At 71.4% G+C, this 15,538-nt stretch carries 11 protein-coding genes; 1 reads left to right on the top strand and 10 read right to left on the bottom strand.

Annotated features, from left to right (window positions below; genetic code table 11):
* Positions 1-39 precede the first annotated feature (39 nt).
* The 5 genes from ilvC to AB0J39_RS31110 form a co-directional block, all read right to left on the bottom strand.
* A complete protein-coding gene (ilvC, locus tag AB0J39_RS31130) occupies positions 40-1,032 on the bottom strand; it encodes a ketol-acid reductoisomerase (protein ID WP_363471292.1) in 993 nt (330 codons plus the stop codon).
* 118 nt (positions 1,033-1,150) lie between these two features.
* Positions 1,151-1,675, bottom strand: coding sequence for an acetolactate synthase small subunit (gene ilvN, locus AB0J39_RS31125; RefSeq protein WP_030506098.1), 525 nt, complete (start codon positions 1,673-1,675; stop codon positions 1,151-1,153).
* A 43-nt stretch (positions 1,676-1,718) separates the two neighbouring features.
* The gene (locus tag AB0J39_RS31120; RefSeq protein ID WP_363471290.1) at positions 1,719-3,524 is read right to left on the bottom strand and encodes an acetolactate synthase large subunit; all 1,806 of its coding nucleotides are present in this window, start codon (positions 3,522-3,524) and stop codon (positions 1,719-1,721) included.
* A gap of 355 nt (positions 3,525-3,879) precedes the next feature.
* A complete protein-coding gene (locus AB0J39_RS31115) occupies positions 3,880-6,516 on the bottom strand; it encodes a bifunctional diguanylate cyclase/phosphodiesterase (protein WP_363471288.1) in 2,637 nt (878 codons plus the stop codon).
* A 300-nt stretch (positions 6,517-6,816) separates the two neighbouring features.
* A complete protein-coding gene (locus AB0J39_RS31110) occupies positions 6,817-7,737 on the bottom strand; it encodes a 2-hydroxyacid dehydrogenase (protein ID WP_363471286.1) in 921 nt (306 codons plus the stop codon).
* Positions 7,738-7,803: 66 nt separating this feature from the next.
* Here AB0J39_RS31110 and AB0J39_RS31105 point away from each other — a divergent pair, with 66 nt between their 5' ends.
* Positions 7,804-8,946, top strand: coding sequence for a PQQ-dependent sugar dehydrogenase (locus AB0J39_RS31105; RefSeq protein WP_363471284.1), 1,143 nt, complete (start codon positions 7,804-7,806; stop codon positions 8,944-8,946).
* Here AB0J39_RS31105 and AB0J39_RS31100 read toward each other — a convergent pair whose 3' ends face one another.
* From AB0J39_RS31100 to AB0J39_RS31080, 5 genes are all read right to left on the bottom strand, one after another.
* Positions 8,947-10,845, bottom strand: coding sequence for a VanW family protein (locus tag AB0J39_RS31100; RefSeq protein ID WP_363471282.1), 1,899 nt, complete (start codon positions 10,843-10,845; stop codon positions 8,947-8,949).
* A gap of 432 nt (positions 10,846-11,277) precedes the next feature.
* Positions 11,278-12,786, bottom strand: a complete 1,509-nt coding sequence (gene gatB / locus AB0J39_RS31095; protein ID WP_363471280.1) for an Asp-tRNA(Asn)/Glu-tRNA(Gln) amidotransferase subunit GatB — start codon at positions 12,784-12,786, stop codon at positions 11,278-11,280.
* Entirely contained in the window at positions 12,783-13,373 is a 591-nt protein-coding gene (locus AB0J39_RS31090; protein ID WP_363471278.1) for a DUF4276 family protein, read from the bottom strand. Before AB0J39_RS31090 ends, gatB begins: the two co-directional genes overlap by 4 nt.
* Positions 13,370-14,548 carry an AAA family ATPase gene (locus AB0J39_RS31085; RefSeq protein WP_363471276.1) on the bottom strand — a complete coding sequence of 393 codons (1,179 nt, stop codon included), beginning with the start codon at positions 14,546-14,548 and terminating at the stop codon, positions 13,370-13,372. Before AB0J39_RS31085 ends, AB0J39_RS31090 begins: the two co-directional genes overlap by 4 nt.
* A 25-nt stretch (positions 14,549-14,573) precedes the next feature.
* On the bottom strand, positions 14,574-15,538 hold a 965-nt coding region (locus AB0J39_RS31080), incomplete at its 5' end, for an amidase family protein (protein ID WP_363471274.1).

The raw sequence follows: 15,538 nt of genomic DNA, 5'->3' as shown, positions 1-15,538 counted from the left end.
CGGGGGGCGGCGCCGCGGTCACGCGGGCGTTCGCGAGCGTCAGGCCTGCTCGCCCTTGAGCCAGCTCATCATCGGGCGGAGCTTGGCACCGGTCTGCTCGATCGGGTGGACCGCCAGCTCCTCGCGGTGACGCTTGAAGTTGGTCTGGCCGGCGTCGAACTCCTCGACCAGCTCGCGGGCGAAGCGACCGTCCTGGATCTCGTCCAGGATGCGGCGCATCTCCTTCTTGGTCTCCTCGTTGACCACGCGCGGGCCGCGGGTGTAGCCGCCGTACTCCGCGGTGTCGGACACCGACCAGTACATCTTGGACACGCCGCCCTCGTACATCAGGTCCACGATCAGCTTCATCTCGTGGAGGCACTCGAAGTAGGCGACCTCCGGCTGGTAGCCGGCCTCGATGAGCGTCTCGAATCCGGCCTTGATCAGCTCAGAGACGCCGCCGCACAGCACGGCCTGCTCGCCGAACAGGTCGGTCTCGGTCTCCTCGGTGAAGGTGGTCTTCAGCGCGCCGGCGCGGGTGCCGCCGATGCCCTTGGCGTACGACAGCACGAGCGGCCAGGCGCTGCCGGTGGCGTCACGCTCGACGGCGACCAGGCAGGGCACGCCACGGCCGGCGGCGTACTGGCGGCGGACCAGGTGACCCGGGCCCTTCGGCGCCACCATCGCGACGTCGACGCCCGCCGGGGCCTCGATGAGGCCGTAGCGGATGTTGAGACCGTGACCGAAGAACAGCGCGTCGCCCTCGACGAGGTTCGGCGCGACGTGCTCGGCGTACAGGTGCCGCTGGATGTGGTCCGGCGCGAGGATCATCGTGAGGTCGGCCTCCTCGACGGCCTCGCCCGGCGACAGCACGCGCAGCCCGTCCGCCTCGGCCTTCTCCCGGCTCTTGGAGCCCTCGGGCAGGCCGACCCGGACGTCCACACCCGAGTCGCGCAGGCTCAGCGCGTGCGCGTGGCCCTGGCTGCCGTATCCCAGCACCGCGACGTGGCGGCCCTGGATGATCGACAGGTCGGCGTCGTCGTCGTAGAAGATCTCAGTCACTTGCTTGCCTTTCACGGGTTGTCCGTCGCGACGTGCCTGCCTTGGGAGCTAGGTCGTGTCGGGTCGAATGCCGCCCCGCTGCGCGCCGGGCGGCATTCGTCCGGCACTCCTATGCGCTGCGGTCGAGGGCGCGAAGCGAGCGGTCGGTGATGGAACGGGCACCGCGGCCGATGGCCACCATGCCCGACTGCACGAGCTCCTTGATGCCGTACGGCTCAAGGACCCGGACGAACGCCTCCAGCTTGTCGGTCGTCCCGGTGACCTCGATCGTGACCGCGTCCGGGGCCACGTCCACGCAACGCGCCCGGAAGAGGTTCACGAGTTCGAGGACGTGGGACCGGCTCTCGGAGTCGGTCCGCACCTTGATCAACATCAGCTCGCGCTGCACCGACTGGCTGTTGTCGAGCTCGACGATTTTGATGACGTTGACCAGCTTGTTGAGCTGCTTGGTGACCTGCTCCAGCGGGAGGTCCTCCACGTTCACGACGATGGTCATCCGCGAGATGTCGTCGTGCTCGGTGGGGCCGACGGCCAGCGAGTCGATGTTGAAGCCGCGCCGGCTGAAGAGGGCGGCGACCCGGGCCAGCACGCCCGGCTTGTTCTCCACCAGGACGGACAGCGTGTGGCGGCTCATGCCTTCTCCTCGCACTGCTGGTCGTTGTCGCTTCGGGCGGGGCTCATTCTCCGCCCTCCCAGTTCGGCGCCATGTCGCGGGCGTACTTGATGTCGTCGTTGCTGGTGCCGGCGGCGACCATCGGCCAGACCATGGCGTCCTGGTGCACGACGAAGTCCACCACGACCGGCACGTCGTTGATCTCCATGGCCTTACGGATGGTCTCGTCCACGTCCTCCGGACGCTCGCACCGCAGGCCGACACAACCGTACGCCTCGGCGAGCTTCACGAAGTCCGGAATCCGCTTGACGCGTTGCAGGTCGGTGTTGGAGTAACGCTCGTCGTAGAACAGCGTCTGCCACTGGCGGACCATGCCGAGGTTACCGTTGTTGATGACGGCGACCTTGATCGGCACACCCTCGATGGCGCAGGTGGCCAGCTCCTGGTTGGTCATCTGGAAACAGCCGTCGCCGTCGATCGCCCACACGACCTTGTCCGGGCAGCCCATCTTGGCGCCCATCGCGGCCGGAACCGAGAAGCCCATCGTGCCGGCGCCGCCGGAGTTGATGAACGTCCCGGGGTTCTCGTACCTGATGAACTGCGCGGCCCACATCTGGTGCTGGCCCACGCCCGCGGTGTAGATCGCGTCGGGACCCACCAGCGCGCTGAGCCGCTCGATCACGTGCTGCGGGGCCAGCGACCCGTCGGCGAACTCCTCGTAGCCCAGCGGGTAGGTCTCCTTGTAGCCGTTCAGGATCCGCCACCAGTCGGCGTAGTCGCCCTTGCGGCCCTCGGCCTGCTCGGCCCGCACCGCCGTGATCAGGTCGCCGATCACCTCACGGCAGTCGCCCACGATCGGCACGTCCGCGTGCCGGTTTTTGGAGATCTCCGCCGGGTCGATGTCGGCGTGGATCACCTTGGCGTGCGGCGCGAAGCTGGACAGCTCCCCGGTCACCCGGTCGTCGAACCGGGTGCCGAGCGCGATCAGCAGGTCCGAGCGCTGCAGGGCGCCGACCGCGGACACGCTGCCGTGCATGCCGGGCATGCCCATGTGCTGGGGGTGGCTGTCGGGGAAGGTGCCCCGCGCCATCAGCGTGGTGACGACCGGGATGCCGGTCAGCTCGGCCAGCTCCAGCAGCTCGGCCGCGGCCCGGGCCTTGTGCACGCCGCCGCCGACGTAGAAGACCGGCCGCTTCGCCTCGCTCATCAGCCGGGCGGCCTCGCGGATCTGCTTGGAGTGCGGCCGGGTCACCGGTCGGTAGCCGGGCAGCTGCATGACCGGCGGCCAGGAGAAGGTGGTCATGGCCTGCAGGGCGTCCTTGGCGATGTCCACGAGGACCGGCCCGGGACGGCCGGTGGAGGCGACGTGGAACGCCTCGGCGATGGTCCGCGGGATGTCCTCGGCCTTGGTGACCAGGAAGTTGTGCTTGGTGATCGGCATCGTGATGCCGGAGATGTCGGCTTCCTGGAAGGCGTCGGTCCCGATCAGCGGCGTGGCGACCTGGCCGGTGATCGCGACGATCGGCACCGAGTCCATGTAGGCGTCCGCGATCGGGGTGACCAGGTTGGTCGCCCCCGGGCCGCTGGTGGCCATGCACACGCCGACCCGGCCGGTCGCCTGCGCGTAGCCCTCGGCCGCGTGGCCGGCGCCCTGCTCGTGCCGTACAAGCACGTGCCGAACCTTGGTCGAGTCGTAGAGGGGATCGTAGGCGGGGAGGATGGCGCCGCCCGGGATCCCGAACACCGTGTCGACCCCGACCTGCTCCAGCGCCCGCACGAGGGCCTGGGCACCTGTCATTTTCTCGGTCATCGGCTCGTTCCTTGTGGCTGAGCTTGCTGTGGCTGGGCTGCTTGGCGTGGCTTCTGGCATAAAAAATGCCCCATCCGCTGTGCGGAGCTGGGGCGCGCGCAGGACCGAGTGCTTCGTCAGGCTGCGCGCCTGCGAAGTACTACGAGAATCCCACCGCTATGCATGGCTACACGATGTCCGATGGACCGCCTCCGCGTCAAATCATCTGGGACGCCCGTCTCGCCATCCAAGACACCCACAACGGACTCCCCAGGCTATGCCACCGGCGCCCCTCCACCGTCCCGGGAATACCGAGCGAGCCGGAGGGGCGCGCCGCCGGTCTGGACTGAGGAGAGAGGGAGCGAGGAACGAACTCCCGAACGACGAGGGAAGACGGCGGGAGTGAGCGCCCCGACGAGCGACGCGGGAAACACAGCTAGGCGGTGTTCTGGAGGGTGGTGGTGGGCATCAGGGAGTCGACGCCGCGTGCGGCCATGGGACGGGCCACCAGGTAGCCCTGGCCGCGCGTGCAGCCCATCTTGCGCAGCAGGTCGAGTTGCTCGGCACGCTCGATGCCCTCGGCGACGACGATCAGGCCGAGGTCGTTGCCGAGTTGCACGATCGTCTTCGTCAGCAGGGTCAGCGTGTCGTCGCGGCCGAGCCCGGAGACGAACGACGGGTCGATCTTGATCATGTCGACCGGCAGCTGGCGCAGGAACGCGAGCGACGCGTAGCCGGTGCCGAAGTCGTCGATGGCCAGCCGTACGCCGAGGGCCCTCAGCTCCGACAGCCTGCTGATCATGTCTCCGGCGTCGTCGACCAGCATCTCCTCGATGACCTCGAGGGTCAGCACGCTGGCCGGCAGCCCGCTCTCGCTCAGCGCCTCGGCCACGGTCTCCACGAAGCGCGGGGCCATGATCTGCCGCGCCGACAGGTTCAGCGCCAGCCCGATGTCCCAGGACGACGCGCGCCAGGCGGCGACCTCGCGGCACGCCTCGCGCAGGATCCACTCGCCGAGCGGCACGATGATCCCGGTGTCCTCGGCGGCACCGAGGAACTGCTCCGGCGGCACGAACGTGCCGCCCCGCCACCAGCGCACCAGTGCCTCGACTGCGGTCACCTGTGACGTGGCCAGGTCGACCACGGGCTGATACTCGATCGCGAACTGGTTCTCCAGCAGCGCCCGCTGCAGGTCGGAGGCGATCTCCAGGCGGCGCAGGACGTCGGCGTGCATGTGGGTGGCGAACACCTCCACCCGGCGCCCGCCGAGCTCCTTGGCCCGCGACATCGCCACGTCGGCGTTGCGCAGCAGGTCTCCGGGAGGCAGGTCCTCCTCGGCGAAGGCCACGCCGACGCTGGCCGTCAGCGCGACGTCCCGGTCCGCCACCCGGAACGGCTCGTTGGAGACCGCGCGGACCAGCCGCTCCGCCAGGTCGATGGCGGTCTGCGCGTCGGTGCCGCCGGACGCGCCGCCCTCCAGCAGCACCGCGAACTCGTCCCCGCCCCACCGGGCGAGGGTGTCGTCGGCCCGTACGGCCGAGCGCAGGCGGCGGGCGGCCTGGCCGAGCAGATGATCGCCGCTGGCGTGGCCCACGGAGTCGTTGACGGAGGTGAAGCCGTCGAGGTCCAGGAAGATGACCGCGGTCCCGCCGGCGCCGCGGCGGGTGAGCACGTCGCGGGCGCGTTCCTCGAAGTAGGCCCGGTTGGGCAGCCCGGTGACCCCGTCGTGGAAGGTCAGATGGGTGACCTGGTTGCGCAGGGCCACCTGGTCGCTGAGGTCGCGGATCGTGACCAGGACGAGGTCGTCGTCGCGCACGTGGCGGGCGGCGACGGACTCCGTGGGCCGCCAGGTGCCGTCGGAGGCCCGGAACCGGCAGGAGATCCGGGTGCCGCCCTCCTGCTCGGGCCCGTCGTCCTCGTCCGTCATGCGGTCGAGCAGGGCCTGCACGGCCGGCAGGTCCTCGGGGTGGATGTAGTCGAAGATCGGCCGGTAGACGAGGTCCTCGGGGCAGTAGCCGTACGTCGTCTCGAGGCCGGGGCCGACCTCCTGGACGACCCCGGCGGGGTCGCACACGAGCACGACGTCGCCGGTGTTCTCGGCGAGCCTGCGCAGCTGCTGCTCGCCGACGTCGACGAGGCGGCGCATGCCCGCGGTCTCGACCAGGAGCACGAACAGCCGGCCGAGCAGGACGAGGACGACCGAGGCGGCCACGACCGCCAGGGCGGCGTCGCGGCTGCCGCCGATCACGTACAGGGTGGCGATCACCGTGGCGGCGGCGACGAGCACCAGCGGGGTGGCGGCCGTCAGCGCGGCGGGCAGCGGCCTGACCGGCCGGACCTCCTGCACCCACGGGGTGACCGCGAGAACGAGCAGCATCGCCGGGACGACGAGCCCGGCCGCGAGCGGCGGGATGTCGCCGCCGAGACGGGACAGGGCCGTCGCCAACTCCGCGACCGTTATCGCGGTGAGCACCCCGACGCCGGTGAGCCCGACCACCCGGTTGCCCGACCGTGACGCCACCACGGCCGGTGTCACCGCACAGGTCGCGAGCAGGCAGACCACGGGCAGCGCGAGCGCGACGAAGAACGCGCCGGTGTCCTCCGCCTTCCTGAACGCCGGGCCGAGCACGGCGACCCAGGCCACGGCGAAGACCGACGCCGCGCCCAGGTAGGCGTCGGCCGCCTGGCGTATCACCCCGCGCGTGAACGCGGGTGGTTTCACCGACAGCCCACAGCCGATCGCGAGCAGCACGGAGCCGACGAGCATGAGCAGGTCGGCGAACGTGAGCACGAACGGCGTGCCGTCCGCCACGGGCCGCAGACCGACGCCGAGGAGCCAGGTCAGCGACCCGGCGGCCATCCACCGCCATGCGCCGGGCTGGCGCCGGTGGGCGGGGACGACGCGGGTGGCGGCCATGATCAGCGAGGTGGCGGCGAGCAGGCCGGTGACGACCCCGGCGACCGCGGTCACGACCGGCGCCGAGCCTCCGGTGAGCAGGGCCACGACGACCGCCACCGCGCCGAGCCCGGCAGCGGTGGTGACTGGGATCCGGGGGTCACGCCTGACGTTCACGTGCGTCGCCTCTACACCTGTCGCCGCTTCACCATCGGCCGTCGTGTCCTCCGGGGTTTCGGCGGAGGCCGGAGTCGTCTCAGCGTCGCCGAATCCGGTGGGGTCTGCCGTCATTGCCCCTCCCGTTCTCGACTCGGCTTTACTCTCCCTGTCACATTGCCAGTGTGCGCACAGCCGCTGATCGAGAGGGGGACAACGGGCGAGTCGTCACCGATCTGATAACCAGCCGCGCACGCTGAGCTTCAGCGTACGCACCCCAGGTCACGAGGCAGCCACGTTCCGGAATCCTTAACGGAGCGGTCAGTAATGCCCGGTGATCATGTTAGCGAGTGGACGGCCCGTCAGATGACGGATGACCTGATCCCGCACCAGCCTCCGCGTACGCCGTACGGACGCGGGCGTGCTGCCGGCGATGTGCGGGGTGATGAAGACCCCCGGAGCGGTCCAGAGCGGGTGATCGGGCGGCAGCGGTTCGACGGGGGCGACGTCGAGCGCCGCCAGCAGCCTGCCCGAGCGCAGCTCGGCCAGCAGCGCGTCGGTGTCCACGACCGATCCGCGGGCGGCGTTCACCAGCAGCGCGCCGTCCTTCATCCGGGCGAGGAACCGGGCGTCGACCAGGCCGGCCGTCCCGGCCGTGGCGGGCACCAGCAGCACGACCACGTCGGCGGCGGGCAGCAGCGCCGGCAGCTCGTCCTGGCCGTGGACGCCGTCCCGGGCCGTGCGCGCCACCCGCACGATCTCCACCTCGAACCCCGCCAGACGCCGTTCGAGCGCCTCTCCGATCGACCCGTAGCCGACGATCAGCACGGTGGAGTCGGCGAGGACCCCGGTGTGGTGGTAGGCCCACTCGCGTCTGGCCTGCGCGGCCGCGAAGCCGGGGAATTCCCGCAGCACCGCGATCATCGCGCCCACGGCCCACTCGGCGGTGCCCGCGTCGTGGACGCCGCGGGCGTTGCACAGGACCGCCTTCGGCGGCACGTGCGGCAGGTAGGGCTCGACCCCCGCCGTCACGGTCTGCAGCAGGCGGAGGTTGGGCATCCGGCCCAGCAGGCCGGGGGTGTCCGGCACCGGGACCAGCGGAGGCACCCAGATCTCCACCTCCTCCGGCGGGCCGGGCGGCGGCGTCCTTCCGTCGTACACGGCGCGGTCGAGGGCAGGAAGCCCTTCGGGGAGCTCGGAGAGTGCGTCGGCGATGTCCTGTGAGGCGACCCAGATCTTCACGAGGAACAACCTAGGGAACCTGCGCCCCGACCCGCGAGTATGGGGTACATGAGGAGGTCATCGGGGATGGCGGACAGGCATGGCACGGGCAGCACGCTCCTGGCGGCGGCCCTTTCGTCGGCGGCGCTTCTGACGGCGGTCACGGCGTGCGCGCCGGACGGTGCGGTCGGTGCGGGCGGGGGCAGGACTCCCCCGCCGCTCCCCGCCACGAGCGCCACCACGGGGGGCGGTGAGACGGATGTCACCCCGGCCCGGCCGCGCACGCTCGTCACCGGCCTGACGGTGCCCTGGGCGATCGCGTTCCTGCCCGGCGGCGACGCGCTGGTGACCGAGCGCGAGTCGGCGCGGCTGCTCCGGGTCACGCCGCGCGGCGAGGTCCGCCAGGCCGGCGTGATCGAGGGGGTGTCGGCGAGCGGCGAGGGCGGCCTGCTGGGCGTGGCCGTCTCACCCCGTTTCGCCACCGACCGCTCCGTCTTCGTCTACTTCACGGCGGGGGACGACAACCGGATCGTCCGCTACCGCTACGACGGGCGGCTCTCCGACCGCGAGGTGATCGTCAGCGGGATCCCCAAGGGGGGCATCCACAACGGGGGCCGCCTCGCCTTCGGCCCCGACGGCTACCTGTACGCCTCGACCGGGGAGACCGGCGAGCGCGGCATCGCCCAGGACAGGAACTCACTGGGCGGCAAGATCCTGCGGATGACGACGGACGGCCGGCCCGCCCCGGGCAACCCCTTCGGCACGCTGGTGTGGTCCTACGGGCACCGCAACGTGCAAGGCCTCGCGTGGGACGACCGGGGGCACATGTACGCCACCGAGTTCGGCCAGAACACCTACGACGAGATCAACCTCATCGAGAAGGGCCACAACTACGGGTGGCCGGAGGTCGAGGGGGTGGGCGGCCGGTCCGGGTACACCGATCCGCTGATCACCTGGCCGACCTCCGAGGCGTCGCCGTCCGGCCTCGCGTACGCCCGGGGGGCGCTGTGGGCCGCCGCGCTGCGCGGCGAGCGGCTGTGGCGGGTCCCGGTGGACGCCTCGGGCCGCGCCGGCCGCCCCGCCGCCCTGTACTCCGGCGAGTACGGCAGGCTGCGCGCGGTGGCCGCCGCCCCCGACGGCACTCTGTGGGTGAGCACCAGCAACCGGGACGGGCGGGGCTCCCCGAAGGACGGCGACGACCGGATCCTGGTGGTGCGGCCCTCGTCCTGATCAGCCGGGGCGGCAGACGACCCCGGCCTGGGCGCGGTAGGAGGTGCGGAAGGTCTGCCGGGAGACCACCTCGCCGTTCTCCCGCAGCACCCGCGTCACCGTGGCGGTGAAGCCGGGCTGTCCCCGCGCCGCCACGCAGCCGGGTCCCTGACGGATCATCGGAGGCAGCGCGACCCGCTGGGTGACGACCGGCTCCTGCAGGTCCACGTCGTACCGCCTGGTGCTCCACAGCGTCACGGTCAGCGACGTGCCGCCGGCGGACGCCCGGACGAGCACGCCGTACGGCGAGTCGTTCTTCCACCGCAGGTCGGGGCCGGGGAAGGACACCGCGGCCTCGGTGCCGACCGGCAGGTGAGAGGCGTGGACCTCGGGCGGGGTGTGCTCGACGACCCGCAGCCCGGCGCGGACCACCGCGTTCATCATGGTGGTCGCGACCTGTGCCATCCCCGTCGCGTCGGTGCCCGCCCCGCCGCGGATCATCGTGGGGCCGATGCCGTCGAATCCCGCGGCCGCGGTGCGCGGGCCGACGACCTCGTTGAACGAGAACGTCTCCCCCGGTTCCACCACGTGGCCGTCGAGGAGCGCCGCGGCGGCGCGGATGTTGCCCGCGCTCCGGGCGCAGCAGGCGTAGGAGGTGGTGAAGGCGCCGGCCTTCTCCCGGATCCCCAGCCGCTGCGCGGCGTCGTCGGTGACCCGCGGCGGCCCGTGCACGACCTGCACGGCCACCGTACGGCTGCCGCCGTCGAGGGCGGTGAGCACGTCGGCCGCGAGGCGGCCGATGTCCACCCGGTCGCCCGGCCTGCCGGGCACGAGGGCCGGCCGGTCACCCTTGATCGTGAAGGTGGCGTCGCGGGCGACCCGCGCGGGGCCGACCAGCGCGGGCTCGACACCGGCGATCGCCGCCTCGGCGTCGAAGCGCGGCCGCAGGACCACGCCTTCGGGCTCGAACGTCAGGTGCCGCGCCAGTGCGGCCGGCGACAGGCTGACGGAGGCGGTCCCGTTGGTCAAGGTCAGGGGCGCGGCCACCGCCCGGGTCGCCCAGCGCAGGGCGCGCCGCACCTCGGCACGGGTGATACGCGGCAGATCCCGCATCGTCGGCACCACGACCACGACCTCCGGGTCGAGGTAGCCCCTGACGATCTGGTCGGCCGTCGCCCTCCTGTCGACGACCCTGCCGGGTCGCGGATAGGTCGGGACCGGGGTGACCCCGTCGAACGAGACGTCGCCCTCGCGCCTCGGGTTCTCCAGCGGCGCGACGATCGTCCTGGCCACCATCTCGTCGAGTTTGCGCTGGTCCACGGACACGACGGGCCGTACCTCACGGCTGCCGGTCAGCGCGCTCCACACCTCCGGCGGACTGGGGAAGCCCGCCGGCGCGGCGCGGACCGTGGCCTCGGCGTCGAGCGTGAGACCGGCCTGCACCGGGTCGACGGTCAGGCGGCGGTTGCCCTGCCGCACGATCAACGGGGTCCTCGTCTGGGCGTACAGGCGTTCGCGCAGTGTGGCGACGGCCTCGGTCGTGCTCTGCCCGCCGATGTCGACGCCGAGCACCGTGGTGCCGGGCAGGACCTTCCCCGCCATGGAAACGGCCGGCACGAGGTAGAGCACCAGGAGCAGCGCCGCCAGGCCGATCAGCGCACGGCGGAGCGTACGACTCCGTGGTCCGGGGTCGAGCAGGTCGCCGAGGTCCGGCGGCGGGACGACGACGGGTTCCTCGCGCACCGGGCGCTCCGGCACCCGCCACGGCTCGACCGGCGGAGCCGGCGGCGGGATGTTCCCGCCACCGGACGGCTTGGCCGCGGCCGGGACGGCGGGAGCGGAGGGTTCCGCGAAGATGTCGGCCGACACACCCCGGGGAAGGGCGGAGACTCCGCGGGGCAGCGAGGCGACGCGGCGCACCGGATGTTTGTGCGGAGGAGCGGACGCCGCCCCGGACGGATCCGTGGGCGGGTCAACGGACGCTCCGGCGTTGCGCACGCCTCGGTCTCCTCCAGCTCAAGGTCAACTCCGATCAGTTAACCCTAAAACACCCTCTGCTGGATATGTCCCAAAGCAACACCTTCCGCGCGTTGTCAGGCAGCATCCGGCCAGACCGGCCCAGGACAGACCGGCCGGGGCGCAGGCAGGCCGGGGCGCAGGCAGGCCGTCGCAGGCGGGGCCGGTTCAGCCCGGCGCCCGCGGCACCACCCGTCCGTTCCGGTCCACGGACGGGCCGGGGCAGCCCGGCGGCCGGCCACGCGGAACCCGTGGCCGGCCGTTTCATGCGGGGTGGCCCCGGCGGCGCGTCGCGGAAGGGCCGACGCTCGCCAGGCGATCTCCTGGGTCGTGTCCCTAGCCCTGGACGCCGAGCTTCTCCAGGATCAGCTCACGGGCCCGGCCCGCGTCCGCCTTGCCCCGGCTGGCCTTCATCACGCCGCCGACCAGCGCGCCCACGGCCGCGATCTTCCCGCCGCGGACCTTCTCGGCGGCGTCGGCGTTGTCCGCCAGCACCTGGTCGATGATCGCCGACAGCTCGCCCTCGTCGCTGACGACCTGGAGCCCGCGCTTGTCCACGACCTCGTCCGGGCCGCCCTCGCCGGCGAGCACGCCCTCCAGCACCTGGCGGGCCAGCTTGTCGTTCAGGGCGCCGGAGGCGACCAGCTCGGTCACCCGGGCGACCTGCGCCGGGGTGATCGGCAGGTCGGCGAGCGCCGTGGCCGCCTCGTTGGCCCGCCGGGCCAGCTCGCCCATCCACCACTTGCGCGCGTCGGCGGCGGGAGCGCCGGCGGCCACCGTCGCCTCGACCAGGTCGATCGCGTCCGCGTTGTGCATGGCGGCCATGTCGAGGTCGGACACGCCCCACTCCTGCTGGAGCCGCTTGCGCCGGGCCGACGGCAGCTCGGGCAGTGCGGCCTTCAGCGACTCGACCCAGGCCGGGTCGGGCGCGATCGGCAGCAGGTCGGGCTCGGGGAAGTAGCGGTAGTCCTGCGCCTCCTCCTTCGACCGCCCGGAGGTCGTCTGCCCGGTGTCCTCGTGGAAGTGGCGGGTCTCCTGCACGATCCGCCCGCCCCCGGCGAGGATGGCCGCCTGGCGCTCGATCTCGCCTCGCACCGCCCGCTCGACGCTGCGCAGCGAGTTGACGTTCTTGGTCTCCGTACGGGTGCCCCACTCGGCCGAGCCGCGCGGCATCAGCGAGACGTTCACGTCGCAGCGCAGCGAACCCTGCTCCATCCGCACGTCGGACACCCCGAGCGAGCGCATCACCTCGCGCAGCTCGGTGACGTACGCGCGGGCGACCTCGGGCGCGAGCCGGTCGGTGCCCGCGATCGGCTTGGTCACGATCTCGACGAGCGGGATGCCGGCCCGGTTGTAGTCGACGATCGAGTAGTCGGCGCCGTGGATCCGCCCGGTCGCGCCGCCGACGTGGGTGGACTTGCCGGTGTCCTCCTCCAGGTGCACCCGCTCGATCTCCACGCGGACGATCTGGCCGTTCACCTCGACGTCCAGGTAGCCGTCCGTGCACAGCGGCTCGTCGTACTGGCTGATCTGGTAGTTCTTCGGCATGTCCGGATAGAAGTAGTTCTTCCGGGCGAACCGGCACCACTTCGCGATGGTGCAGTTCAGCGCGAGGCCGATCCGGATCGTCGACTCGATCGCCTTCTCGTTGGCCGTCGGCAGCGAGCCGGGCAGCGCCAGGCACACCGGGCAGACATGCGTGTTCGGCGGCGCGCCGAAGGTCGTCGGGCAGCCGCAGAACATCTTCGAGTCGGTGCCCAGTTCGACGTGCGTCTCCAGCCCCAGCACCGGCTCGAAGCGCTCCAGCGCCTCGTCGTACGGCATGAGCGTCTCAGTGCTGCTCACAGGTAACCAAGTCCCTTCAATGCGTTCCTCGCGTCGGAGACCCAGTCCGCGTACGCGGGCACCTGGGCGAGAACGTCGAGGTCGATGTTACGAGCGATGTATTCGAAGTAGTCACGAACGGGTTTGCCGCGGCGCGGCGCCACCTCGGAGAGCGTTCTCTTGGGGTCCGCGATCTTCTCGACGTCCCGCGGGCGGGCGGGCAGCCGTCCGTGGTCGCTCCCGCTCAACCGGCGCCACACACCGGCGTCCGCGAGGAGCCAGGCCTCGGTCTCCTGAACCGGCACCAGCGCGATCACCGGTGTGGGCAGTCCCGCGTCGCGCACGACCCGGTCCGCCTTGTCCCGCTCCCTGTGGTCGTTGTGCACGAAGAGCAGATGGCAGTCGCTCGCCAGCTCGCGCAGCGCGTCGGTCGTCCTGCCGTGGTCGTAGATCGACCGGCAGGCGCCGATCTCGGTGCTCTCCACGTCGACCGCGCAACGAGAGGACTGCGCGGTGAGCTCACGAAGCTGCCGCGAGATCACGACGCCGAGGAAGACCTCGTCGGTCTCCCCCTCGGCGATCAGTCCGGGCACCAGCGGCCTGCTCATGGGACCTCGCCCACCGCGCTCAGATACTTGCGCACCTGACGCGGGGAGACGAACGTGCCGGGCTCGCCCTCCGCCCGCACCGGCTTGGCCACCGTGACCCGGGAGATCCTGTCGTTGTCGGGATCGACGCGTACGGCGGTGTCGAGGAAGACCAGCGCGTCCGGCCGGAGGCGGTACAGCTCCGAGACGACGACGGGCGAGTGCGTGGTGAGGATCACCTGCCGCAGCGGCCGGTTGACGCACTCCGGATCGTTGAAGTCGGTGACCCTGCCCTGGATCCTGCGGAGCAGTTCCGCCAGCCGACTGGGGTGCAACCCGTTCTCGATCTCCTCGATGAGCAGCACCCCGGCATGGTCAGGGTCGTGGAGCGCGGCCAGCAATGCGATCACGCGTAGCGTGCCGTCGGACAACAACGTGCTGGGTATCACCCCCTGGCCGTCCACGATGACGTCGAACGTCCACTCCTGACGCCGGTCGTCCAGAATCGGCTCAATCCCGGCGATGTCCGGAATCAGCGCCACCATGTCTACGAGGAGTTCCTCGAGCGCTCCCTCCGCCTTGAGCCGTCCAAGGACGGTGGCGAGGTTGCTCCCGTCCGCCCGCAAAGGTCCGTGATCCGCTGCCGACGACCAGGAGCGCAGGCGATCGGGGTCGGGCCGGTGCAAACGCCAACCGCCGAGCGCCCTGTTCAGCAGCTTCAGGTAGCGCGGACCATCGACCTTCTCCCCCGCGAGGGCCTGCAACGCCTTGTCCCTCGCTACTCGCCCCTTGATCAGCTGGCTGTTCACCCAGCCCGGCAGTCCGGCGGAAGCGTCTTTGGGGACCACGAGGATCCCGCGCGCTTCCGGCACGCCCTCGTCGTCGAGTTCAGCACCGCTCTCGAATACTTCTGCGAAGAGACGGGTTCCGAACTGTCCCAGAACGTGAGCCCGAATATCGAACCGAGCAACCGGTTGCCCCTTGCTGACCCGGTGAAACAACTCGTGCGGCCGTCCACGCCGGGAGGTCAGGAGAGGATCCTTGAACTCCCAGCCGGAGAGGATCAGGTAATCGAGGGCGTCGAAGAGGTTCGACTTGCCGCTGGAGTTGGGACCGACGAGGGCGAGGAACGGCGGGATGTCGAGCTGGAAGTCCAGGAAGGACTTGAAGCCGTCGATCTCGATGCGGGTGATCATGCCGCCGTTCCCCTCCCCTCGGCGACTAGAGCGCGGGCGCGCGGGACAGCAGCGGGCCGCCCCACCGGCTCTCGTAGGCCTTCTCCACGGCCGCGCCGACCCGGTAGCAGCGGTCGTCGGCCAGGGTCGGGGCCATGATCTGCAGTCCGACCGGCAGGCCGTCCTCGTCGGCGAGGCCGCAGGGCACCGAGATCGCCGCGTTGCCGGCCAGGTTGGTCGGGATCGTGCACAGGTCGGCGAGGTACATCGCCATCGGGTCGTCGGCCCGCTCCCCGATCGGGAACGCCGTGGTCGGCGTGGTCGGCGAGACCAGCACGTCCACCTGCTGGAAGGCCGCCTCGAAGTCCCGCATGATCAGCGTGCGGACCTTCTGGGCCTGCCCGTAGTAGGCGTCGTAGTAGCCCGACGAGAGGGCGTACGTGCCGAGCATGATGCGCCGCTTGACCTCGGGCCCGAAGCCGGCCGCCCGGGTGAGCGCCATGACCTCCTCGGCGCTGCGGGTGCCGTCGTCGCCGACGCGCAGGCCGTACCGCATGGCGTCGAAGCGGGCCAGGTTGGACGAGCACTCCGACGGCGCGATCAGGTAGTACGCGGGCAGCGCGTAGGAGAAGGTCGGGCAGGAGACCTCGACGACCTTGGCGCCGAGCGACTCCAGCAGGTCGACGGCCTCCTGGAACCGGGCGAGGACGCCGGGCTGGTAGCCCTCTCCGCCGAACTCCTTGACCACGCCGACCCGCATACCCGCCACGTCGGCCTGACGCGCGGCCTCCACGACCGGCGGGACCGGCGCGTCGATCGAGGTCGAGTCGAGCGGGTCATGGCCGGAGAACGCCTCGTGCAGCAGCGCCGCGTCGAGCACGTTGCGGGCGAAAGGACCGGGCGTGTCCAGCGAGGACGCGAACGCGATCAGCCCGTAGCGGGACGAGCCGCCGTACGTCGGCTTCATGCCGACGATGCCGGTGACCGCGGCGGGCTGGCGGATCGAGCCGC

It is taken from the genome of Microbispora sp. NPDC049633 (assembly GCF_040675265.1).
GTDB lineage: Bacteria > Actinomycetota > Actinomycetes > Streptosporangiales > Streptosporangiaceae > Microbispora > Microbispora maris.
Note: the sequence above shows the minus strand (reverse complement) of the source record. Positions and strands in the feature narration are given on the sequence as shown.